The following is a 22,779-nucleotide window of genomic DNA, read 5'->3' as shown; positions in this document are numbered from 1 at the left end:
TTCGTCACCCCCTTACAAAGTATGGTCGACCACGCTGTCAATCTCGCGGCGCAGGCGCAGGAATTCCGGGTCGGTATAGCTGCGCGGCCGGGGCAGGTCGATTTCATATTCGGCCTTGACGCTGGTCGGGCAATTACGCAAAACGAGGATGCGGTCGGCCAGGTAAACGGCCTCTTCAATATTGTTCGTTACAAAAATAACCGTGCGTTTTTCCAGCTGCCTGATGCGTGTCAGTTCCTCCTGCATCAGATAACGCGTTTGCGCATCCAGGTGGCCGAAGGGTTCGTCCATCAGCATGACGAGCGGTTCGTTACAATATGCGCGCGCAATGCCGACACGCTGTTTCATACCACCGGACAGCTTAATGGGATAGGAATTCTCAAACCCCTGCAGCCCGACCAGTTCGATATAGTGCTGCGCCCGCGCGCGCCGCTCCTTTTTGGGCACGCCGCGCATCCGGGGGCCGTACTCGACGTTGCCCATCACCTTGAGCCATGGGAACAGCGCCGTTGTCTGGAACACCACGCCACGCTCGGGGCCGGGCTTTGTGACCTTTTCGCCGTTTACCGTAATTTCACCTCCGGTAACCGGTTCAAATCCCGCAATCGTATTTAAGATCGTCGATTTCCCGCACTGCCCGGGGCCGAACAACACCAGGAACTCATTTTCGCGTACTTTGATATTCAAATCTTCAATCACTTGGAACACCCCTTCGGGCGTTTCAAACGCTTTGGATACGTGGTCGCAGTTAATTAAATATTTCTGTTCCATTTACTGTCCCCTCTCATTCCACGCGCAGAGCTTTGTCTCCAATAGGCGCATGAACGATACCAGCACCAAGCCGGTCAGCGCGATCGCCACAATGCCCACGAGGACCTGCGGCATGTTGCTGGTCTCCTGCCCGCTGATAATCAGCCAGCCAACGCCTTCCGAAGACCGGATCATCTCGGCGGCCACAATGGTTGCCCAGCTGCTTCCGATTGCAACCTGCAGCCCAGCGAAAATATATGGCACGGTGGACGGCAGCACAACGGTGGTAAACAGCTGGCGGTCCTTTGCGCCCAGCATTTTGGCCGCGCGGACAATGGTATCGTCGACAGAACGGACGCCTGAATAGGTGTTAATTGTGATGGTCGGGAAGCAAGCCAGGAAAATAAGGAAATACTTGGACATTTCCGCAAAACCAAACCATGCGATTGAAAGCGGGATCCATGCGATCGGCGGGATGGGGCGGATTAGTTCGATATAGGGCTTCACAATCGCTTCCAGCGGCTTGTACCAGCCCATGATAACGCCCAGCAGGATCCCGGCTGCGCAAGCAACCAGGTAAGGCAGCAGCATGCGCCGCAGGCTGGTCAGGATATGGAAAATCATCGTCTTGGTGCCAATCGGTTCTGCAAAAGAGAGGAAGAACTTATGTAGTACCGTAACCGGGTCGGGCAGGATTTTGCCGAGGTCCGTGCCGTTTGTCGCAAAGAACCAGATCAGGCCAAACAGCAGCAGGCCACCCGCGCCGTATACAAATTTCCGGCCGTTTTTGTACCAAAATTGTGTCATATCAGTACTTACCTCCCTTCAGCACAGCTTTTTCAATCAATGTAATCAGGCCGGTCAGCGCCGCGCCCGTCAATCCGATGACGATCATGCCGACAATAACGATGTCCAGCCGGAAAATGCCGCGCGCCTGCTGGATCATATAGCCGATGCCCTTGGTAGAGGCGAGCAGCTCAGCGGCGACCAACGTCGTCCACGCCTGGCCCAGCGCGATCTTGCAGCCGGTCATAATCATGGGCAGCGCGGACGGGATGGCAATTTGCGTCAAAAGCTCCCAGTTGGACGCGCCGAAGGTCTGTCCAACCCACAAATGTACCTCCTTGGTCTGTTTAATGCCCGAATAGCTGTTGATAACCGTCGCGACCATGGCGGAAATGAAAATGACGAGCGCCTTGCTCAGCAGGCCGATACCGGCGAGCGAGACCATGACCGGTATCCACGCGACGCCCGGCACGGTACGCACCAGGTCGAACACCGGGCGTACGGTCATCTCAATACGCGGGTACCACGCCATGATGATGCCGAGCGGTATGCCGAGGACGATGCCAAGGCCGTAGCCCGAAAGCGCCACCTGCAAGCTGGCCAGCAAATGGACAAACAGCGTGCCGCCCTCCGGGTTGGGGTCGTACAGCTTTTTGATAAAGGTGTGCACGATGGTATCAGGCGAAGGCAGGATATTGGATTTGACCAGGCCCAGCCCCGCCGTAAGCAGCCACCAGACAAAGATGCCGACTGCGATGGAAATCACACTGATCAGCATATATTTGTTGAACTTTTTTTTGGTTTTCATGGATTCCCTCCGTTCCCAATTGCCTTCCGGGATGAAAAAAAGGGGTCCATATCATATGGGCCCCTTTCCCCTGCCAACCCGGGGCAATTCCCATTTAACCTGCTCCGTCAGTTGGCGGTTTTGACTTCAATGCCCAGCGCATCCTTAATCAGGCTGTTATCGATCGCCGACTGCACATTCTCGGCCTGCGATTCCTCGATCGTGCCAATGGAGGCGAAGAATTTGCCAGTGTTGACCATGCCGAACCCCATTACATAATTATCGTCCTTCATGTATTCGGGCGTGACATACGTACGGGATGCAATCTCCTGGTCGAGCGCCTCTTCCGATGTGGTCTTGCCGTTGTCATTGTAGAACTTGTACGAGAACTCCTTACGGGTTTCCGGGTTATTCTGCAGTTCCTCAGAGGCCTTATACATCCCCTTCAGAAGCAGGACGACATCCTCGCGGCGGTCCTTCAGCACATCATAGCGCGCCAGGATGCCGTTCAGGAATTCGCCGCCTGTAGCCTCTTGATAGCTCGCGACCCTTTTCATGCCGGCCTTTTCCATCTGCTCGACAAACGAGAAATCGGCTACGCCAATCATGTCGCCCTGCCCCGCAAGGAACGCCTGCGCGGCGGCGGAGTTATCCATATTGAGGAATTCATAATCCTTGCCCGCCGACAGTCCGAACTGGTTCATATAAGCGGCGGCCATGTGCTGCTGGATGGTGCTGGTCGGCCCGAGGATCTTCTGTCCCTTGAGCGTATCCGCGCTGCCATACATATCAGGGCGCCCCTCTATCTCGCCCTTGTGCTGGAACACCGGGTTATCCGGACGGGCATAAATCCAGGTGCTGTCCCCGATCGTGTCGGTCTCGCCAACCCATGCGCAAAGGCCGGATGCCATGGAGAATACCGACGCAAGGCCGTTGGACGCAACGTCAAGCTGTTCCGCGGCAAGCCCTTCATTCTCGGGCGAGCCGTTCGGGAAGACTACCAGCTCGACGTCAAGCCCCAAATCGTCAAAATAACCTTTTTCCTTAGCATAGACAATGGGGACTGAAATAATGGAAGACTGCACGCCCACCACCAGCGGCTTGCCGCTGGGCTTATCCGCGCTTGCGGAGGTGTCGCCGCCCTTTGGCGTATCATCCGGCTTCTTCGCGTCTTCCCCGCTACTGCCGCAACCGTTCAGGGCACCGGCCATGATCGCCGAAGCCATCAGGACGCTAAACAACCGTTTTACCATATTCTTTTTCATTCCGTACAACCTCTCTTTCTTTTGGAGCACGTTCTCACCTTCCGGCAGCCCGCCGGCTGCTGCATGAGACCACTTGATGGTGTTATTATGCAGGATTATTTCGTTTTGTACCCATTCAAATCTTGACCTGTTCTTTTGTCATGTTGACTTTTGTTTGTACACATTTGTTGTTTTTCACAGTTATAACAAGAACGGCATGGACACATTGCACATAAAATGTCCATGCCGTTCTTTCGCTCAATGTTTCCGGCTTTCCGCCGGGGTGGTGCCAAACTGCTTTTTAAAAACGGAAGTAAAGTAGCTGACGTTCGGGATGCCGACCTGCTCCGCAATGTCGCTCACGCGCAGCGCGGTTGTACGCAACAGGCGCTGCGCCTCCTGCATCCGAAGCGTTAACAAGTATTCTGAGAAATTGACGCCTACCTCTTTTTTAAAGCGCCGGCTGAAGTATTCGGTATTGAGGAAAGCCGCACCCGCCACATCCTGCAGCGTAATATTATCGCGGAAGTGTTTCCGGATATACGCAACGGCCATTTCAATATTTTCCGAATAACGCTGCCCGCTCTTTTCGAGTTTTTCCGAAAACTCCCGGAACAGCTCCCGCAATTCCTCAAGATGCGCCGCGCTGACGATTTGCGCCAACAGAACCGTGGTCGCCTGTTCGCTATCGGCCGCCATTTCGGCGATAAAGCAAAGCAGCCGCTTGAGGCGCCCCACCGCGACCTGCCGCTCCCCAGCCAAGGCAAACAGGCCGTCCATCTGGTCGCGGAAGGCCGGCCAGTCACGGACACTCAGCGCCGTGATTGCATTGTTCCTGTAGACAAACAGCTGTTTATACATAGCTTCCTTGTCCACGTCATTTACGTCCGCACGGGGCTGCTTGTCCGCACCACGGTAAAAAGCGCGCGATTGGTCCCGCCTTGCATCAAGCGCCGCGCGTTTGAATGCGGCTTCGTCGTGGTAGACCGTGCTGATCCCGACAGGCTCGTCCGTACAGGCGCGCACGCGCGCGGAAAACTCGGCTAGGCGCCGTTGCTGTTCCCCCGCGCTCATGCCGCATACAAAGTCCACGAGCACAAAGATGCCGCCATTTTCAAGCGGCAACGTCCACTGCCGCCTGATCCAAGGGAAATTTGCGAGCGCCAACCCATCCAGCACGGCTTTGTTGTAGCGGAAAAGGCAGACAAAATAGTCATGCAGCATGTATCCCATCAGATGTGCGCGCACCGTGTCCCTGTCCAGCAAATCGGCCGCCGGGTCTTCCAGCACCTGGTCAAGGAATTTGGCAAACGATATCCGCTGCGAAACAATCTGTTCCGGATGTTCGCGCTTCCTGCGCTCCACAACCCGGCCTAGGAGGTCCCGCATCGTATGCGGCTCTATCTCGCTTTTCAGGATGTAATCCGCCGCGCCCCGCTGCATGGCGCTGCGCGCAAACGAAAAATCATCGTGGCAGGTGAGCATGACCACGGTGGCCTGCGGCCATCGGCTGCGGATCTGCGTGAGCAATTCAATACCGTCCATACGCGGCATGGTAATATCGGCCAGCACAAGGTCGGCCGGCTGTTGTTCCATAATGCGTAGCGCCGCCACGCCCGACGCAGCGCTGCCCACAATCTCGTAATCCGCGCCCGATTCCCGGATACAATGCGCAATATAGTCCTTAATCGGCGCTTCATCGTCTACAATCAGGATTTTCATTTGCTTCCTCCTGCACGATCACGATGCGGACAGTCGTGCCCTGCCCCTCAACGCTTTCAATATCGATGTGCGAGCGCTCTCCAAAAACGTATTTGACACGGCTGAGCACATTTTTCAGCCCAATACTATTAATCGACCGCCGCTGCCCCTCATTTTCATCCCAAATGTGCGCTAACTGGCTCGTTGTCATACCGCCGCCGTTGTCTTCCACAGACAGGGTTATGCTGTTCCCGCAATGGCAGGCCGTAATGACGATCGCGCCATCCTCCTCGTCCAACGCCGCCAACCCATGGAAAATCGCGTTTTCCACCAGCGGCTGTAAGATCAGCGGCGGGATCATAAACTGTTCCAGCCCATCCTCTATAAACGCAGAACAGTAAAATTTTCGCCCATAACGGTATTCCATCAGCGTGACATAACGGTGCACATATTCAATTTCATCGTGCAGGCTGTGCCCCTGGGGGTTCGCCTTGAGCGGTATTTTGAGCATGCCCATAAAGGCACTCAGCATTTCCAGCGCGCGCTGGTACTGTGACGTTACCACCAGGCCTTTCACGCTCATCAGCGTGTTCCGCAGGAAATGCGGGTTGATCTGCGCCTGTAAAAAGGCGAATTCAATGCGGCGCTTTTCATCCTCTTCTGCCTTGATGCTGCCGATCAGGTCGCGGATACGTAGCAGCATGGCATTGTAGCCCGTGCTGAGGATTTCAACCTCCCGGTACTGCTGCTGCACGGGCATCGCGGGGAACTGGTCGTCGCGCACCAAGAACATATGTCGCGCGCACTCGATCAGCGGCTGCGAAATCTTCCGGATGGACCAATAGCTCTGTATGATTGTGAACAGGAAAGCCACCATGACCACAAGCAATGTAACCAGGATGACCCGGCTGTATGACAGGAAAAACTCGCCTACTGGCTGCTCCTCAACAAAGATCCAGCCGCTTTCCGGATCCTGATAGTTGGAGAGCATCAGCTCACGCCCGGCCTTCTGCGTCAACGTATAGGAATCGAGCGCATACTGTTTTGTGAACGCATCGATCGTGTACAGCCATACGCCGATCATATCGCTGTTGGAATGGCTGATTACAATGCCGTTTTCATCCAAAATGTAGATAATACTGCCCTCTTCCAGCAGTTTCTGATAGGTGCGGAACAACGACGAAGGGGACGCGCCCAATAAAATGACGCCAATGGGGTTGTGCTCGCCGTCATAAAGGGTGTGCGCATAACACAGGCTATAGCTGTCCAGGTTTTTCGCGTCCTGTACCCGCAGGTTCCATGAGGTTTCGCTTTCGCCGCTAAAGTGCTTGATATACCAGTAGGACTGCATCATGCTCTTGATCCAGGCGTCCGAGTGTTCGTACGCCGAATAAACCGTTTTGTCGTTGAGCACCACGTCAATGCTGTATTCACACCCAAATGCCGCCGCCTGCTTCTGTATTTCGCCAAGCAGCGCATTCATTTGCGCGGCAGGCGGATTCCCTCCCGCCTCCCCTTGCGCAAAAAACGGCGATATCTGGTCGTATAAGTGGCACATGACGCTGGTCATTGTCCGCTGGTTGCCCGCGCTGATTTCACTGATCCGCTGGAGCAGCTCAACCCGCGCGTTGCCGCGCTCCTCCAACACAAAGCGGAAGGTCATCGCCAGCACCAGGCAAAGCGCCCCCAGCAAGATGATGATGTTATATACGAACACGCGCCGGAAAATCAATACTTTCATCTTCGGCGGTTTCTTCCCTTCCCGCTTGCCGCCCAGCCCCATAGCCCCTTCCTTTCACATCATGTATATATTTTCTGCTCTGTTGTTTTCTCATTCTACCATCCTGGAACCGGGAATGCAACTTGAATAAATCCCTGGGATAAAAAAACAAAATATTGATAAAAAACGACAAATACACAACAACCGTCCCTCAATAATCCTAGATATAATAAGAAAAAACGCCGCCTGGGATCGGCGGCCAGGATGGAGGACGGGTACGGTGATACTATATTTCGTGATCGCAATCTGTGCGACGACGGTTGGCGCCCTAACCGGAATGGGGGGCGGGGTTATCATCAAGCCCGTGCTCGATTTGCTTGGGAATTACGACGCGGCCACCATCGGCCTGCTAAGCTCCGTAACCGTGTTTGCGATGTCCGTGGTATCGATTATCAAGCAGATACGGCAAAAAACCCGCATTCCAGGCATGACCGCGCTGCCGCTGGCCGTCGGTTCTGTCATTGGCGGCACCGTGGGCGAGCAGATCCTGAAAGCCCTGATCCGGGCGCTCGGCGATAACCGCGCGGTCGTAGTGACGCAGAATATTTGCCTCGGCCTGCTCATTATCCTGGTTTTCGTCTACATGCTTAAAAAGGATAAATTGCCGACGCTGCACAAGCGGGGGCTGGTACTCTCCACGCTGGTTGGCGTGCTGCTCGGTTTTTTCTCATCCTTCCTCGGCATCGGCGGCGGCCCGATCAACGTCGCGCTGCTGATATTTATTTTCTCCCTGGATACCAAAACGGCGACCGTCTGCTCCATCATCACCATCCTGTTTGCGCAAATCTCCAAATTGGGCACGGTAATGCTGACGACCGGCTTTGCCCCCTTCGATTTGGCCATGCTGCCCGTCATGATCATCGGCGCGATTACCGGCGGCTGGCTGGGCGCCAAACTCAACAAGCAGCTGCCGGAGAAAACGGTGGAAATTGCGTTCAACTGCGTGCAGGTCTTTGTATTTGCCGCCTGCGCCTTCAACATCTACCGCAACATATGATACATAACCGCAAAAAGCCTTCCTATTATCAAATAGGAAGGCTTTTTGGGCTGTAACGGCGCGACAGGGCAATCCCACTCAAAATGGGCAGGTTATCCGCCGCCGTAAAGCACAATAAAGCGTGCGACCCACAAATGCGGGCCGCACGCCTTTCCTGTGCCTATAACGGATTATTTTGCGACGTTTTCGCTGAAGTTCATCAGGATTTGCGCAACCTCAGCGCGGGTCGCGTTACCCGCCGGGTCAAGGACGCCGTTGCCCTTGCCGTTCATCAGCTTCGCGCCGACCGCCCACTCGAGCGCCTCGGCCGCATAGCCGGATACCGCGGACCGGTCGGTAAAGCCGGCCAGTTCGCCCTTTGCAGTGACGTCATACGCCTTGTACTGCGCATAGCGGTACAGGATCGCCGCCATCTGCTCGCGCGTGATGGGATCCTCCGGGCCAAACGTATTGTTGCCGTAACCGGAAACAATGGACTTGGAAGCCGCCCAGTTTACCGCGTCCGCATACCATGCCGTGGACGCCACATCCGTGAACGCCGCACCGGACGCTGCGGGCTTGCCCTCCAGGTTGTAGAGCACCTGCGCGATCATGCCGCGGGTCAGCTTGTCCTCCGGGGCAAATTTGGCCGTGCTGGTACCGTTCATCATGCCCTTGCCGGTGACATATTCGACCGCAGCCGCATACCAGTCGCCGGAGGCCACATCGGTAAAGCCGGCCACGCTGTCCGCCGGTACGCCGTCCTGCGACCACTTTGCATATACTTTGGTGTTGCTTGTCAGCTTGACCGTATCGACCTTTTCGGTCAGGCCGCTGTCGGAATACCAGCCCTCGAAGGTGTAGCCCGCGCGGGTGGTCTTGTAACCGGACAGGTCGATCACCGTGCCGCTGGCCTTGCTCACGCTCTTGACCGCCGTGCCGCCGTTCGTGACAAAGGTCAGGGTACGGTTGGACGAGCCGCTCGAACCGCTCGAAGAACTATGCGTGGGTTCGTTGCCGGAATCGGTTGCCTTCGCCACGGTGTAGGTATCGCCGCTCTTGGTCAGCGTGTAGCCGGAAGCCGCGCTCAGGCTGACCGTGTGCCCGTTTGCATCGACCGTAAAGGTTTTGTTGCCGCTGACCGTGGCGGTAATATCCTTCTGCGCCACAATTGTCCCGCCGTTGGCAACCGCGTCTACCGCTTCCTGGAAAGACGCATAGCCCACGCCGCCTACTTCCGCGGCCGCTTCATTCGTCGCCATCAGGGTGAACTTGCTGAAGCCGTTCGGGTTGGTGAAAGTTGCGGTCTTTTTTGCATCCCCAGCTACCGTTGCCGTGTAATAGTACACCTTGCCGTTGTCTTTGACATGCTTGACATACAGCTCAGAACCCGTGCTAAAAGCTGCCGGCAGCGGGACGGTAATCTCGACCGGGGTGTTAAGCGCCAGTTCCTGGGTGTCAACGACGACGGCGTTCTTGCCAGCGTCGTCCGTGACGATGCCTTCCGCGTCAGTAGCCGTAGACGCTACCAGCTTGGCTTTCGGCGTGATGTCAAGGCTCAGTTCTGTGATATCCGATCCGCCGACCTTCGCGTCGGTTACCGCAATATCCAGATACGGCTGGACATAGATGGTCACAGTATCACCAGGATTAACAGTTACGCCCTCGCTTTTCAGGCTCTCTGTCGCCTTTGCAGCGTCTTCTGTCGTGACGCTTGCGGCAACATTGCCCGCCGCCGCCTTAATGGCTTCCTGGCTGACCTCCACGGTGGACGTACCTGGAGCCGGTTTTAGCGCCTCTACTGCCTCTTCAATCGCCTGTTTTTCTTCGTCCGACTTGCCGGTGGTGTCTGCCGGCTTGATCTCCGGAGCAGCGGGAGCAACCGCAACGTTGTCCACCTTCGCCTCGGCAACCATAAAGGCATAGCCGGTTTTGTCGGACGCAACGGCGACCTTCTTATCCGTTAAGTAAGCGCTCGGGTCTGCGGTAAAGTAGCCGCCGGATACTTGAATAACGCACCCAGACACTCCCTTACCATCGTCTATTAACGTGCCTGTAATGTCGCCGCCTTCAATCGTGGTGGTAGCAAACTTTTCTGTTGCACTTGCACTTCCGCCCCAATTTACGTTATTTATTGCGGTAGGCGCAGAAATAATAGCGCCGTTTTTAACTGTAACGGTCCCTATGTATTCTGTACTTTTATCTTTCCAACCGCTATTGAAAATACCCACAGCTTCGCTTTTGATCATGCCGCCGGAGATTTCCCCAATGATGCTGGTGTTCTGGATAGCCGTCATGGTGCCCTGGATCGAGCCGCCGGAAATCTTCTTAATTTCGCCGCCATCATCATTTTTAATTGTGATAACGCCACCGGTAAAGACGCCCCCGGAAATTTCGCCTATAACGCCGGAAACTTTTGGTCCTGGGTTATTCCAACCATTTACCAGCATGGAGGAGTAGGTACCCTTATTTTCAAAAGTACCGCCGGAGATTTTTTTAATTTCTCCGCCATTATAAACCGTATACCAAGAGTTTCCATTTCCGCTGTCATTTGCCCCAGCTTCTCGGCTTCTGGTAAATGTACCGCCGGAAATCTCTTCTACGGTGCCCATATTATACAGCGCGGCTCTTGCATGCGTTACACAGTCTACCGTGCCGTTACCCGTTACAGAAAGCGTGCCACCTGTTTGAACAGATATTGTATGGCTTGCTTTATTCGTTAACGTTTTTCCATCCAGGTTCAAAGTGATGGCCTTATCTGCCGGTATTACAACATCTTCTGCCGTGTCAGATACCAATGTAATTGTCCCGCTGCTTGTAACGGCGGCAATTGCACCTGCGACAGTCTCATAATAGTCATTGCCTACCTTCGCAGCAAACTCGTTGTTTTCGACAGTCGCATTTTCTGAAATGGTAAACTTCCAGTTTAACTCTGGTTCTGGAGCCCAGCGGTAGATACCGACCGTACCGATCTTGCCACCCTGAATATCCGTATGGATCAGTTCTTTACTCGCATACGTGTAGCTGGACGTTGTCCAAGCATTGCCTTCCGTATAAACGCTCTGGATATCGCCGCCTTCAATAATCGTATTGATCGGTTCATTAAAATGATAATTGCCTGTAGCAATACCATAACTACCGTCAGGTACATTCTTTACCACATTGCCGTTCCCAGCAAGTTTCAGCTGCCCGCAATTGTTAATCGCCGATACCCCGTCGTTTGACAAATTCGTTGCGTCAACAGTTACGCCTTCCAAGGTAAGGTCGCAATAATTCTTAATAATAAAATTAAGGTCGACGCTTGTCTGGATTGTCCCGTTTTTAATGACAACCGTGCAGCCTCGGAGCAGTTGTATGCCGTTTGTCTCGGTGCCAGTAGAGCCTACCCCTGTTTTTACGTCAAGTGCATGCCCTTGCATATCCAGGACAATATTTTTATTATCTGTAAACTTTACGCCACCTTCAGCGTTCTGAAGCAAGGTGATCGTCGTAGGATCCGAAGATTCTTGAACTGCCTCAATCGCCGCAGCCAAGGAGGGGTAAGTCTCCTCTCCAATCTGTGCGACGGCAAGCTTGCTTTCATCAGGTTCCGGCGTCCCAGTTTCCTGCGTTTCCACTGGCTCATCAGAACCGGTCATATTGCCCTCAGGTTCGGCAATCCCCTTCGGTTCCCCGTTTGTCCCGGAACCGACAATGTCATTTTCAGTTTCTTCCGGAATTGTTACGGCTGGGGCTTCTTCCTCAACCGGCGGCTGCTCAGCGCTTTCCTCCGCCGGTGTTTCGCCGTCCGCGATGCCAGCAGGGGCAACCATGTCCTGAGCGTTTCCAACGACCGATGCGCCATCGCCATCCGTCGCAAGCGCGCCCGGCAGCAGGGTTAAAACCATGCATAAGCTGAGCAATGCCGACAAAATCCTTTTTTTCATCGTTTTTATTCCTCCTTTAAATGTGATCATCCCTTTTCAGGGATACCGTACCGTCCAACGGGACGTGACCCGTCACCTCCCTGTTCCTGACAAAATAAATATTTTGTCATAAAGCAGGCATCCGGGAAGCGGTGAAAAGCGCAATAAATTGAAGGTTTCTTCCTTATCTTCCTGATATTTCTGGATAATTGCAGCAAAAAAACGACCGGAAAAATTTTGCTTTTTCGGCCGCAAATTGTTATGTAAGAAAATAGCCAATTTCTTGCCTTGTTAGTAAAATAGTGTTAAAATACACATAGTAAGCAGCAAACGCACCCAAGCGGTAACTGCTGATTCTTTGACAAAATATTTATTTTGCCTAAAGGATTAGATTGAGCCGGTCGAGCTGCCGCGCATGTTCCGCGCCTGTGGAGATCAGGTAAATGCGCGTGGTTTCAATGCTGCTGTGCCCGAGGATATCGGCCAGCTTTACAACATCCCGGCTGGCCTTGTAAAACGTCCGCGCAAACAGGTGCCGCAAATTGTGCGGGAACACCTTGCTGGCCGCAACCCCCGCCTTTGCGCAGACCGCTTTCATTTCCGCCCAAATCTGTGTCCTGGAGAGCCCTTTCCCGCTTCTGGTAAGAAAAATCTTGCCGGAAGCGGTTTTTTGTCTCCTTGCGTATTTCAGGAGCTTGGCGCATAGCCGGTTTGGCAGCAAAATCGTGCGGATTTTTCCTTTCAAGCAAATTTCCGCATACCCCGCGCGCGCGGCTTCCACAGTGACGTACTGTACCTCGGAAACGCGGATGCCCGTGGCGCAGACGGTCTCCATCAGCAGCGCGAGCCGCGTCCGCCCCATCCCCTGCGCGGCGTTCAGCAGGCGTGTATATTCGTCCCGCCCCAGCTCGCGCGTGTCGGAGCGGAAGGTCTGCCGCTGGATACGCAGCGTACGGAGCCGGTACCCCGCCCAGCCGCTGCATTCAAAGAACTGGTTCACCGCCGTGACCATGGAATTGACCGTCACAGGCCGGTACCCCTGTTCCAGCAGGCTATCTTTCCATTGCGCCGCAGCCTCCTTGGTCACCGGCCTATCCCCCAGCCATTTAGCCAACGCCCGCACATCGCGCAGATACTTTTTAACCGTCCCGCTGCTCCGCTCCTGCCCCAGCAAGTACTGTTTGAATTTGACCAGCAGCGCATCCGTTATCTTCCGTTTAAACATGCACCGATCCCTCCGTTTTTCTTTTTATGTTATTGTACCCTGATCCGGCGGATATCTATAACGCATCTTTGCTGTTTCTGCTTTTGTGGGGGCATCACAAAATGGTGCCCAGGCACATCCCGTCCCAGGATGCTGAAAAGCCGGAAAGCGGCAGTATCCAAACTGCTACCTTCCGGCTTTTTGCCCTGCTTGGAGGGAAACGCTTCCATGTGGGATGCGGGATCATACCCGGTTATCCAGCGGGCGCACTATCGCGCCCCTGCATGCCTGGGACGGCGCAAAAAAACCGCCGGACGGCTGTCCGGCGGTTTGGGGTTGCAGAAATGGGATTTAGCGCTTGGAGAACTGCGGCGCGCGACGCGCAGCCTTGAGGCCGTACTTCTTACGTTCCTTCATTCTCGGGTCACGGGTCAGGAAGCCCGCGGCCTTGAGGACGGGACGGTACTCTTCCTCGTTCGCCTGCAGCAGCGCACGGGACAGGCCGTGACGGATCGCGCCCGCCTGGCCGGTGAAGCCGCCGCCGACAACCGTGCACTCGATGTCGAACTTGCCGTTCGTGCCGGTCGCTTCCAGCGGCTGGCGGACGATCAGCTTGAGGGTCTCGAGGCCAAAGTAGTTATCGATCGTGCGGTTATTGATCTTGATTTCGCCGGTGCCGCCCGGGAACAGTCTAACTCTTGCTACAGAGGACTTTCTTCTGCCGGTGCCGTAGAAATATGCTTTCTTAGGTTTGTACATTGATCTATTTCCTCCTTACAAGAATTACTTATCCCAAACTTCGGGCTTCTGCGCCGCGTGGTTGTGCTCGCCGCCGGCATAGACCTTCAGGCGGGTCGCGGACTGGCGGCCGATCGAGTTCTTCGGCAGCATGCCCTTAACCGCCAGCTGCATAGCCAGTTCCGGCTTCTCAGCCATCATGGTCTTGTACTGGACTTCCTTCAGGCCGCCGACCCAGCCGGTGTGACGGCGATAGTACTTCTGGGTGAGCTTTTTGCCGGTCAGGACAGCCTTGTCCGCGTTGATTACGATGACGAAATCACCGGTATCGACGTGGGGGGTAAACTCGGGCTTGTGCTTGCCGCGCAGCAGGGTCGCAGCGATCGCGGCAGTCCGGCCGAGGGGCTTGCCTGCAGCGTCCAGCACGTACCACTTGCGTTCAATGTTTTCAGCTTTTGCCATAAAAGTGGACATGAAACTTTCCTCCGTTTTTATATTTAAACATTTGTTTAACAACTTTTGGGGTTCCAAAGAGAACCTTATATATTAAACCACACCATTTCACGCAAGTCAACCACTTTTTCCGCTTTTTTAATTTATCCCCGAACGAACTCCCGTATCCTCTCTCATCCTCCTGCAATCTCCCGTTTCCTCAAAACCCAATTTAAATTTTTCCCGTTGCCGAAGGCCGCCCATTCTGCTATAGTAATAGGAAACGCACTACCGGAAAGGGGTAAATCCCATGCAAAAGCTGCTTTCTTCAGTCCGCCGCGCCGTGGACCATTACCATATGATTAGCGAGAACGACCGGATCGCGGTCGGCGTGTCGGGCGGCAAGGACTCGCTGGCCCTGCTTATGGCGCTCGCGAACCTGCGGCGTTTTTACCCCGTGCCCTTCGAGGTGGCCGCCATCACCCTGGAAATGGGCTATGACGGGATGGACTTCTCCCCCGTGCAGGATTTATGCGACGGGCTTGGCGTCGAGTACATCCGCATCCCCACCCAGATCAAGCAGATCATCTTTGACGTGCGGCAGGAAGCCAACCCGTGTTCCCTGTGCGCCAAAATGCGGCGCGGGGCGCTGCACGAGGCCGCGCTTGCCGCCGGCTGCTATAAAGTCGCGCTCGGCCACCATTTTGACGACGCGGTGGAAACCTACCTGCTGTCGCTGTTCTACGAGGGCCGCATTTCCTGCTTTAAACCCGTCACCTGGCTCGACCGCCGGGATATTACGCTGATCCGCCCGCTGCTTTATACCAGCGAACAGGATATCCGCAATTTCGCGCGGCGGCAGGCGCTCCCGGTTGTGCACAACCCCTGCCCGGCGGATGGCAACACCAAACGGCAAGAGGTCAAGGAACTGCTGCAATCGCTGGAACAATCCATGCCGGGTGTGCGCGAGCGCATCTTCGGCGCCATGCAGCGCTATCCCCTGCCCGGCTGGGAACCCGACCGCACCTTCCGCAAACGGTAATCGGCTCGGCGGCCTATGCCCGCAATATCACAAAAGGCTTCACCCGTGGAACCGGGCGAAGCCTTTTTTCATGCCGCGATGGCGTGCCACTCCCCGCAACCGGGCAGAAGGAAGCGCCCCGTGGGGGAACGGGGCGCTTCCGATGTGGGGAAAGGGGGTAAATTATTTCTTGTCCTTTTGTTTACGTGTTTTAGTATACCCCGGATTTGTGAACAAATCATGAGCAGGTTGTGAATTGCCTGAAAATTCGTCAGGCGGCAGGCCATGCGCGTTTTTCCAAAGCTTTTGCTTGAAAATGTAATTGAAGGCGGCATTGCATCGGGGGTATAATGGAAGAAACCGGCTAGGACAGGCCGGGACACTGCTATATACCGGAGGATATTGAGATGTTGACGGAACAAGGGATTTTAGAAAATTTCGGCAAGGGCTTTGACTGCTCCCAGGTGGTATTCGGGGAATGCGCGGCGCGCCTCGGCCTGGACGAAGCGCTTGCGAAGAAAATCGCGGCGTGCTTTGGCGGCGGCATGTGGTACGGCCACGAGTGCGGCGCAGTGACAGGCGCGCTGATGGCGGTCGGCGCGAAATATGGGCACAGCGAACCCGGCGACGCGGACACGAAAAATGCCGCGCTCGCCAAGATGCACGAGTTCCGCGCGAAGTTCCTGGAGCGCCAGCCAAGCTGCGTCTGCAAGGAAATCCTGGGATATGACCTTTCCGTGCCGGAGGATATGCAAAAGATCCAGGACGAGGGGCTCCTGACAACCCGCTGTCCCAAGGTCGTCCGCGACGCGCTCGAGGTATTGGAGGAAATCCTGTGACAGCCTCGGAACAGATTGCCGAGGCCAAGCGCCTGTGCCTTTCCGGGGAACGGCTGCCGCGCGGCCTGGTGACGGCGCTGCTCGCCATCCCAACGGATTCGGAGGAATGCGAAGCCCTGGGGCGCGCCGCGCGGGAGGCGGCGTCCGTGCTCTGCCACGACCGCGCCTATCTTTGGGGCGCGATCGGGTTGGATTTCAAGCCCTGCACCATGAACTGCGACTTCTGCTCGCTGGGCGAGGCCTGGGGCGTCGTCGGGCAGCCGCAGGAACTGGGCGAGGCGGAAATCATTGAGATGGTGCGGCGCTACCACGCGCAGGGCGTGCGCTGGATCGTACTGCGCACCACGGAATTTTACAGCTTGGACAGGCTTTCCGTGCTGCTGCAGTCCATCCGCCGGGCGGTGCCGGGGGCGTATGAACTGGGGCTGAACGTCGGCGAATTTGACGACGCGCGCGCGGAAGCGCTGGCTGCTATCGGCGCGGATTTCATTTACCACGCACTGCGCCTGCGCGAGGGGCGCGATACGCGCTTCGACCCGGCGCTGCGCCTCAAGACGCTGCGCGCGGTGCAACGGTCGCCGATGAAGCTGGTCTTCCTGGTCGAGCCGGTCGGCGTGGAGCACACGGACGAGGAAATCGCCGAACGCATCGACACCGTACTGGACTGCGGCGCGCAAATTTCCGGCGCGATGGTGCGCGTCCCGGTGCAGGGCACGCCGCTGGGACGTTACCCCAAGCTGCCCGACCGCCGCATGGCGCAGATCATCGCGGTGATCCGCCTGGCATGCGGCCGCTTTGCACCGGATATCTGCGTGCATACGGCGAGCGAATGCGCGATGCAGTGGGGCGCAAATGTCACAGTCGTCGAGCAGGGGGCGATCCCGCGCGACACCGCCCCATCCGAAACGGTTTGGAACGGCTTCACCTGCGATATGGCGCGGGCGTGGTTCCAAAACGCAGGCTATACGGTACATCAGACGCCGAAATAACGATATAACGGCAAAAAAGCCGCCATTCGGTTGAATGGCGGCTTTTGGTATGCTTTGGGTCAGCCGACGAGCAGCTTGATAAAGAACAGGATGCCGATGATGACGATCACCGGGTTCAGCTCCTTCACGCGGCCGGACAGCAGCTTGAGCAGCACATAGCTCAGCACGCCGAAGACCAGGCCGGTGGAGATCGAGTACGCGACGATCATCATCAGGATGGTCATGAAGGCCGGGAAGCCCTCGGTATAATCGGCGAATTCAATCTTGGTCACGTTCTCCAACATGAACAGGCCGACGACGATGAGCGCCGGGGCGGTTGCGAAGGACGGGATCACCGTGATCACCGGGGTAAAGACCAGCGCAACGAGGAACAGCAGGCCGGTGACGATGGAGGTCAGGCCGGTGCGGCCGCCATCCGTCACGCCGGAAGCGGATTCCACGAAGGTGGTAACGGTCGAGGTGCCGAGCACTGCGCCCGCGGTAGTGCCGACCGCGTCGGCCATCAGCGCGCCCTTGATGCGCGGCAGCTTGCCGTCCTTATCCAGGTAGCCGGCCTTTTCGGAAACGCCGATCAGCGTGCCGAGCGTATCGAACAGGTCGACAAACAGGAAGGAGAACACGACGATGGCAAAGTCCAGGATGTGGATGCCATGGAAGTCCATCTTGAAGAAGACCGGGCCGATGGAGGGCGGCAGGGAAAAGATCTTCTCCGGGATCAGCGAAAATACGCCCGCGTCCGGGTTGACCACATAGATGCCGGTGAGCTGGCAGACGATGCCGAGCAGCCAGGTGATCAGGATGCCCCACAGCAGCGCGCCGCGCACCTTGCGGACGACGAGGGCGATCGTGATGAGCGTGCCGATCAGCGCGAGCGCCACGCCGACCGTCTTGACGTTGCCGAGCGCGACGAGCGTGGAATCGTTCCCCACGATGATGCCCGCGTTCTGCAGGCCGATGAACGCGATGAACAGGCCGATACCGACCGAAGTCGCGGACTTCAGGTTTTTCGGGATCGCGTTAAAGATTGCCTCGCGGACATTGACCAGGGACAGCAGGATGAAGATAAGGCCTTCTACGAATACCGCAGCCAGCGCCGTCTGCCAGGTGTAGCCGTTCTGGATGACAACCGTGTAGGCAAAATACGCGTTAAGCCCCATGCCCGGCGCGAGCGCAAACGGGTAGTTTGCAAAAAGCGCCATGCATGCGGTACCGAGGAAGGATGCGACGGCCGTTGCCGTGAGCACGGCGCCCGCGTCCATCCCTGACGCGCCCAGGATCGACGGGTTTACGATCAGGATGTACGCCATGGTCATGAACGTCGTAAGGCCGGCCATGATCTCTGTGCGGAGCGTGGTGTTGTTTTGCTTGAGCTTAAAGACTTTTTCCAGCATTTCTTTTCCCCCTTTTCTTTTGTAACGAACACATATTTTTATATTAACGGTTTATTCACAATTTTGCAACATAAAATTCATTTTTTACCGCAGATCCCGTCAAAAACCAGAAGGGGCTGCCTGCAAAAAACAAGGGGAAATGTAAAAAAACGCCCGCATCCCCATATATCCACAGCCTTATACGGCTTTTCCGTTTACAGTGTGCGCGCCAAAAACGGTCAGAAAAGGTGGCGGCAGCCCCTGCTGTCGCCGCCTTTTCCCCGTACCTGCCCCTAAAAGCGCTGGCCGCCCGGCTTATTTAAGGAACTTCTGCGCCCCGTCCGCCAGCCGCTGCAGCTCCTCCACGAGGCGCGCCGCGTGCCACCCGTCGGCCACGGCATGGCTTGCGCAGATGGCAAACGGCATATAGGTGCGCCCGTCCCGCACAAAATACCGCCCGAACGTCAGGATGGGGCGCAGCATGCGCGCAGGCTGGAAGGTGTCGAACGAGCAGCTTGTGAACTGCAGCCACGGCGTCATGGACATGGGGCAGCAGTTCGGCGGCGCGTCCGGGCGGCCCTTGTAGCCCTTGCAGCGCCCCCAGGTATCCATATCGTGCACAGCGCCCTGATAAAACGTGTCAAAATCGGGGTCGTACGCACTCCAGATGTCCGAAAAGGTGTGGTCGTCCTCATGAAAGACCGTGTAGGACGGATGCACGCTGTCGAAATAGCCCAGGCGCCCCGCTTCGTCGTAGCCCATGCGGAAGGCGGGCACCTGCCCGATCGCGGTACACGCGAGGTACAACATCACCGGGTACAGCCGCAAACCCCGCGCACGCACGGCGGAAAGCAGCGCCGTTACGTCCAGCTCGACCGTCACGTTCCAGTTGAGCGGCAAAAAAGTCGTATACGCCTCATAGTGCGTGCGGCGCTCCCAGGTTTCAGGATCAATCGGTTGGAAAGACATAAAAATCCCCTTTCTCTCAGCTGCCAAAAAACCGTCTTTGGCGGGAAGCGCACGCGGGGCTGCACCTCGGATGCGCAAAAGCGGCGGGCTGCGCGCGCCCGCCGGGCACACCTGCCGCCGTTTGTATCAAAAACCTGACGCCCGTCCCGGCTTTTACAGGATTGTAAGCAACGCCCCGCCAACCCCCGCACGCCCGGGCATGCAGGCTTATAGGCAACGGAAAAGCCCCTTTCTGCCTATATTGTAGCAGAAAGGGGCGCGGCATGTCAAAACGCTTTACGCGCCGCGGCGCGTTGGGCGCTAGACCCACTTCAGGATATCCTTTTTCATGCGGGAAATAATGCGCTTCTCGAGGCGCGAGATGTAGGACTGCGAGATACCGAGCAGGTCGGCCACCTCTTTCTGCGTTTTGCCCTCTGCGCCGTTCAGGCCGAACCGCATGGAGATAATGCATTTTTCCCGCTCCGGCAGCCGCCCGAGCGCCCGGATGAGGAGCTGTCGGTCGACGTCGTCCTCCAGCGGCCGCAGCACGCTGTCCGGCTCGGTGCCCAGGATATCGCTCAGCAGCAACTCGTTGCCGTCCCAATCGGACGAGAGCGGCTCGTCGAAGGAGACCTCCGAGCGCTGGCCGGACACCTTGCGCAGGTGCATCAGGATCTCGTTCTCGATACAGCGCGAGGCGTACGTGGCAAGCTTGGTATTTTTGTCCGACTTATAGGTGCCAACCGCCTTGATCAGGCCGATTGTGCCGATCGAGATCAGGTCCTCCACGTTGATGCCGGTGTTTTCGAACTTGCGCGCGATATAGACCACCAGCCGCAGGTTGCGTTCGATCAGGATATCGCGCGCCGCGGTATCGCCCTCCCGCCATGCGGCGAGCGCCTCGGCCTCCTCCTGCGCCGCAAGCGGCGGCGGCAGCGTCTCCGAGCCGCCGATGTACTGCACCGGCATGCCGCGCAGCAGCCCCCATCGCACGAGCAGCCGCGTCAGCCAATCGTATACCCTGAATCTTGTCATGTCCGTCCCCTTTCACACACCGATGAGCCCCTCATACCGTCCATTTGCAATACGGTCCGGGGTAATTGCCACATATGCGTCATAGCGCGCGCCGCCCTGCCGCTGTACCGTGTCCGGCCGCAGCATCAGCAGCATCCCGCCCGCGTTGCCGAGCGACCGGTACGGCAGCAGGCGGAACCGCCCCCGCCATGGCTCCGGGATGCGCGGCAGCAGCCCCGCGCAGTCGCCGTCCGCCAGGCCGGTGCAGACGAACAGCAGTTCCTGCGGCAGCAGGCGCGCCGCCGCGCGCCGCTCAAGCACGACGACCGGCCGCCCGGTGAGCGGGTCCGACAGGTCGTTCCCCGTATCGTACAGCAGGGAAAAGCGCTCGCGCCGCCCTTCCAGGCCGATTTCGACCTGCTCCGCCGTCTGGTGCGCCGCACCGTGCTTGGCCGCGCCGCGGAAAAGCAGCCCGCTCAGCACGTAGGAAATTGCGCAGGCCGCGGCGACCACGCGGAACGGCACGTCGAAATAATATACGCCGCCGTGCCCGAGCCGGGTGCCCGTCATCAGGTAGAGCGCCACCGTGCACCCTGCAAACCCGAAGGACACCAGCAGGAACAGCAGGAACCGCTTGCCCAACGCCGTGCGCCCCTGCGGCCCAAAGGCGAGCCGCACCATGCCGAGGCCGACGGCCAGCCGCACCGGCAGCCACAGCAGCCCCCCCGGTATGGGGAACGCCGTCAGCACCGCATACGCCGCACCCGCCGCCGCGCCCGCGAGCAGCCGCGCCCGCCGGGCATAAGCGCCTGCCAGCCGCGCCGTCGCGAGCAGCAGCAGGAAATCCACTGCAAAATTGATCGCGGCGAGCACATCGATATACACGACTTCCATGCCCCGCCCCCTTCCATGTCCACGCCTTTATTATAGGGTCGGGGGCAGGTCTCATTTTGTCAAAGCGGACAGACAACTTTGGGAAACCGCCGTCCCAAAAGCGACACGCCTTCCGTTTGGACAGGCCGTGCGCTACGCCAGCGCATGGAAGGCCTTGCGGGACAGCAGGGCGATGCCGCCGGATACCGCCGCGGCGCCCAGCACAATCGCCCAGGGCGCGCCGGGGAACTGCTCAAACAGCGCGCCGTACATGGCCTGCCCAAGGGGCTGCGCGCACATGGATACCGCCATCAGGCAGGCGATCACCTTGCCCACCAGCGCCTCGGGCGTCTGCGCCTGCACAAACGCCAGCATCTGCACGGAGAACAGCGTGGACAGCGCCATCATCGCAAAGCTTGCCGCCGCAATGACCCAGAAACTCGCCAGGCGGGGCATGCCGAGCAGCAGCGCCAGCCCGACCGGTACCAATAGCGCCGCGCAGCCGGCCAGCAGCCGGTGCGCCTGGGCAATCCGCAGCTTTTGCGCAAACACGCCCGCCAGGACGCCGCCGCAAAGGCCGCCCGCGGCCAGTAGCCCCTGCGACAGGCCGTACATCTCGTCGCTCATGCCGAGGGTCTGCTTGATGATGACCATCAGCCCAATGATCATCAGCGCGCTCAGGAACAGGTTGAAGGCGCACAGCAGGCCGACCGCCTTCGCCAAAACCGGGCGCTCGTGCAGCAGGAAACGGAAGCTGTCCCGCAAATCGTCTATGACCACGGCCAGCACGCCCTTGGCACGCGGCCGCGGCGTGTGCGGGATGTGGATAAATAGCTCCATCACGGCCGAAAGCAGGAAGCACACGCCGCCGACCAGCAGGATCGGGCGCAGCCCCCAGCCGCCGTACAGCAGCCCGCCGACCGCCGGGCCGAGCAGGCTGCTGAGCGCACTGACCTGGTTGATCACCGCATTGGCCGGCAGCAGCCGCTCGCCCTCCGCGAGCAGCGGGAGGCTGGCCTGCACCGCGGGCTGGTATGCGCCCTGGATGCCGTAAAGCAGCATCATCACCGCTATCAGCAGGGGCACCAGCGCCACACGGCCGAGTGCAACGCTAAACAGCACAATCAGCGCCGCCGTGCCGAAGTCCAGCGCGGCCATGATATTGCGCTTGTTGACGCGGTCTGCCACGACCCCGCCGACCGGCGACAGCAGCGCCATCGGCAGGAACGCGAGCGCCGACGCCAGCCCGACCAGCGCGGGCGACGCCGTCTGGTCGAGCAGGTACAGCGGCAGCGCAAACCGCAGGATGGCGTTGCCGAACAGCGAGATGACCTGCCCCAACACGACCATGGTAAAATCCCGGTGGAATAGTTTCTGTTTGCCCATTGTAGTCTCCTTTTTAATACCGACGTTTGGTAT

At 57.5% G+C, this 22,779-nt stretch carries 19 protein-coding genes; 4 read left to right on the top strand and 15 right to left on the bottom strand.

Features of this window, described 5'->3' with window-relative positions; all coding sequences use genetic code 11:
- Positions 1-12 precede the first annotated feature (12 nt).
- The 6 genes from CZ203_RS13685 to CZ203_RS13660 form a co-directional block, all read right to left on the bottom strand.
- Entirely contained in the window at positions 13-771 is a 759-nt protein-coding gene (locus CZ203_RS13685) for an ABC transporter ATP-binding protein (RefSeq protein ID WP_087066683.1), read from the bottom strand.
- Positions 772-1,557 (bottom strand): ABC transporter permease, encoded by a 786-nt coding sequence (locus CZ203_RS13680; RefSeq protein WP_087066681.1) that lies wholly within the window; start codon positions 1,555-1,557, stop codon positions 772-774.
- 1 nt (position 1,558) lies between these two features.
- A complete protein-coding gene (locus CZ203_RS13675; protein WP_087066679.1) occupies positions 1,559-2,344 on the bottom strand; it encodes an ABC transporter permease in 786 nt (261 codons plus the stop codon).
- A 107-nt stretch (positions 2,345-2,451) separates the two neighbouring features.
- Positions 2,452-3,588 (bottom strand): ABC transporter substrate-binding protein, encoded by a 1,137-nt coding sequence (locus CZ203_RS13670; protein WP_087066677.1) that lies wholly within the window; start codon positions 3,586-3,588, stop codon positions 2,452-2,454.
- A 237-nt stretch (positions 3,589-3,825) separates the two neighbouring features.
- Positions 3,826-5,289, bottom strand: coding sequence for a response regulator transcription factor (locus CZ203_RS13665; protein ID WP_087066674.1), 1,464 nt, complete (start codon positions 5,287-5,289; stop codon positions 3,826-3,828).
- Positions 5,264-7,009, bottom strand: a complete 1,746-nt coding sequence (locus CZ203_RS13660) for a sensor histidine kinase (RefSeq protein WP_159456538.1) — start codon at positions 7,007-7,009, stop codon at positions 5,264-5,266. The genes CZ203_RS13665 and CZ203_RS13660 overlap by 26 nt, the downstream gene beginning before the upstream one ends.
- A gap of 259 nt (positions 7,010-7,268) precedes the next feature.
- Between CZ203_RS13660 and CZ203_RS13655 the strand changes: the two genes are divergently transcribed.
- On the top strand, positions 7,269-8,045 hold the full coding sequence (locus CZ203_RS13655; protein WP_227103917.1) for a sulfite exporter TauE/SafE family protein: 777 nt from the start codon (positions 7,269-7,271) through the stop codon (positions 8,043-8,045).
- Positions 8,046-8,215: 170 nt separating this feature from the next.
- On the opposite strand, the gene CZ203_RS13650 is transcribed toward CZ203_RS13655, so the two are convergent.
- The 4 genes from CZ203_RS13650 to rplM form a co-directional block, all read right to left on the bottom strand.
- On the bottom strand, positions 8,216-11,950 hold the full coding sequence (locus CZ203_RS13650) for an S-layer homology domain-containing protein (RefSeq protein WP_143436229.1): 3,735 nt from the start codon (positions 11,948-11,950) through the stop codon (positions 8,216-8,218).
- Between the two features lie 358 nt (positions 11,951-12,308).
- Positions 12,309-13,154, bottom strand: a complete 846-nt coding sequence (locus tag CZ203_RS13645; protein WP_087066668.1) for a tyrosine-type recombinase/integrase — start codon at positions 13,152-13,154, stop codon at positions 12,309-12,311.
- Between the two features lie 330 nt (positions 13,155-13,484).
- A complete protein-coding gene (gene rpsI / locus CZ203_RS13640; RefSeq protein WP_087066666.1) occupies positions 13,485-13,892 on the bottom strand; it encodes a 30S ribosomal protein S9 in 408 nt (135 codons plus the stop codon).
- Positions 13,893-13,916: 24 nt separating this feature from the next.
- Positions 13,917-14,345 (bottom strand): 50S ribosomal protein L13, encoded by a 429-nt coding sequence (gene rplM / locus CZ203_RS13635; RefSeq protein WP_087066664.1) that lies wholly within the window; start codon positions 14,343-14,345, stop codon positions 13,917-13,919.
- Positions 14,346-14,613: 268 nt separating this feature from the next.
- Here rplM and CZ203_RS13630 point away from each other — a divergent pair, with 268 nt between their 5' ends.
- The 3 genes from CZ203_RS13630 (at position 14,614) to CZ203_RS13620 (ending at position 17,152) form a co-directional block, all read left to right on the top strand.
- The gene (locus tag CZ203_RS13630) at positions 14,614-15,345 is read left to right on the top strand and encodes a tRNA 2-thiocytidine biosynthesis TtcA family protein (RefSeq protein WP_087066662.1); all 732 of its coding nucleotides are present in this window, start codon (positions 14,614-14,616) and stop codon (positions 15,343-15,345) included.
- 386 nt (positions 15,346-15,731) lie between these two features.
- Positions 15,732-16,163, top strand: coding sequence for a C-GCAxxG-C-C family protein (locus CZ203_RS13625; protein ID WP_087066660.1), 432 nt, complete (start codon positions 15,732-15,734; stop codon positions 16,161-16,163).
- Positions 16,160-17,152, top strand: a complete 993-nt coding sequence (locus CZ203_RS13620) for a biotin synthase BioB (protein WP_235847535.1) — start codon at positions 16,160-16,162, stop codon at positions 17,150-17,152. Before CZ203_RS13625 ends, CZ203_RS13620 begins: the two co-directional genes overlap by 4 nt.
- A gap of 59 nt (positions 17,153-17,211) precedes the next feature.
- Here CZ203_RS13620 and CZ203_RS13615 read toward each other — a convergent pair whose 3' ends face one another.
- From CZ203_RS13615 to CZ203_RS13595, 5 genes are all read right to left on the bottom strand, one after another.
- Positions 17,212-18,543 carry an NCS2 family permease gene (locus CZ203_RS13615; RefSeq protein ID WP_087066656.1) on the bottom strand — a complete coding sequence of 444 codons (1,332 nt, stop codon included), beginning with the start codon at positions 18,541-18,543 and terminating at the stop codon, positions 17,212-17,214.
- 294 nt (positions 18,544-18,837) lie between these two features.
- Positions 18,838-19,491, bottom strand: a complete 654-nt coding sequence (locus CZ203_RS13610; RefSeq protein WP_087066654.1) for a CatA-like O-acetyltransferase — start codon at positions 19,489-19,491, stop codon at positions 18,838-18,840.
- 300 nt (positions 19,492-19,791) lie between these two features.
- Complete coding sequence (gene sigE, locus CZ203_RS13605) at positions 19,792-20,508, bottom strand: RNA polymerase sporulation sigma factor SigE (RefSeq protein ID WP_087066651.1); 717 nt, start codon at positions 20,506-20,508, stop codon at positions 19,792-19,794.
- A 12-nt stretch (positions 20,509-20,520) separates the two neighbouring features.
- Positions 20,521-21,381, bottom strand: a complete 861-nt coding sequence (locus CZ203_RS13600) for a sigma-E processing peptidase SpoIIGA (RefSeq protein WP_087066649.1) — start codon at positions 21,379-21,381, stop codon at positions 20,521-20,523.
- A gap of 132 nt (positions 21,382-21,513) precedes the next feature.
- The gene (locus CZ203_RS13595; RefSeq protein ID WP_087066647.1) at positions 21,514-22,746 is read right to left on the bottom strand and encodes an MFS transporter; all 1,233 of its coding nucleotides are present in this window, start codon (positions 22,744-22,746) and stop codon (positions 21,514-21,516) included.
- Positions 22,747-22,779 lie beyond the last annotated feature (33 nt).

The sequence above is a fragment of the Intestinibacillus massiliensis genome (assembly GCF_900155735.1).
Taxonomy (GTDB): Bacteria; Bacillota; Clostridia; order Oscillospirales; family Butyricicoccaceae; genus Intestinibacillus; species Intestinibacillus massiliensis.
This window is presented reverse-complemented; position numbering and strand designations above follow the sequence as displayed.

Bases quoted from the DNA above. Each gene is read 5' to 3' on its own strand.
- CZ203_RS13685 (WP_087066683.1), bottom strand. From the start codon at position 771: ATGGAACAGAAATATTTAATTAACTGCGACCACGTATCCAAAGCGTTT.
- CZ203_RS13680 (WP_087066681.1), bottom strand. From the start codon at position 1,557: ATGACACAATTTTGGTACAAAAACGGCCGGAAATTTGTATACGGCGCG.
- CZ203_RS13675 (WP_087066679.1), bottom strand. From the start codon at position 2,344: ATGAAAACCAAAAAAAAGTTCAACAAATATATGCTGATCAGTGTGATT.
- CZ203_RS13670 (WP_087066677.1), bottom strand. From the start codon at position 3,588: ATGAAAAAGAATATGGTAAAACGGTTGTTTAGCGTCCTGATGGCTTCG.
- CZ203_RS13665 (WP_087066674.1), bottom strand. From the start codon at position 5,289: ATGAAAATCCTGATTGTAGACGATGAAGCGCCGATTAAGGACTATATT.
- CZ203_RS13660 (WP_159456538.1), bottom strand. From the start codon at position 7,009: ATGAAAGTATTGATTTTCCGGCGCGTGTTCGTATATAACATCATCATC.
- CZ203_RS13650 (WP_143436229.1), bottom strand. From the start codon at position 11,950: ATGAAAAAAAGGATTTTGTCGGCATTGCTCAGCTTATGCATGGTTTTA.
- CZ203_RS13645 (WP_087066668.1), bottom strand. From the start codon at position 13,154: ATGTTTAAACGGAAGATAACGGATGCGCTGCTGGTCAAATTCAAACAG.
- rpsI (WP_087066666.1), bottom strand. From the start codon at position 13,892: ATGTACAAACCTAAGAAAGCATATTTCTACGGCACCGGCAGAAGAAAG.
- rplM (WP_087066664.1), bottom strand. From the start codon at position 14,345: ATGTCCACTTTTATGGCAAAAGCTGAAAACATTGAACGCAAGTGGTAC.
- CZ203_RS13630 (WP_087066662.1), top strand. From the start codon at position 14,614: ATGCAAAAGCTGCTTTCTTCAGTCCGCCGCGCCGTGGACCATTACCAT.
- CZ203_RS13625 (WP_087066660.1), top strand. From the start codon at position 15,732: ATGTTGACGGAACAAGGGATTTTAGAAAATTTCGGCAAGGGCTTTGAC.
- CZ203_RS13615 (WP_087066656.1), bottom strand. From the start codon at position 18,543: ATGCTGGAAAAAGTCTTTAAGCTCAAGCAAAACAACACCACGCTCCGC.
- CZ203_RS13610 (WP_087066654.1), bottom strand. From the start codon at position 19,491: ATGTCTTTCCAACCGATTGATCCTGAAACCTGGGAGCGCCGCACGCAC.
- sigE (WP_087066651.1), bottom strand. From the start codon at position 20,508: ATGACAAGATTCAGGGTATACGATTGGCTGACGCGGCTGCTCGTGCGA.
- CZ203_RS13600 (WP_087066649.1), bottom strand. From the start codon at position 21,381: ATGGAAGTCGTGTATATCGATGTGCTCGCCGCGATCAATTTTGCAGTG.
- CZ203_RS13595 (WP_087066647.1), bottom strand. From the start codon at position 22,746: ATGGGCAAACAGAAACTATTCCACCGGGATTTTACCATGGTCGTGTTG.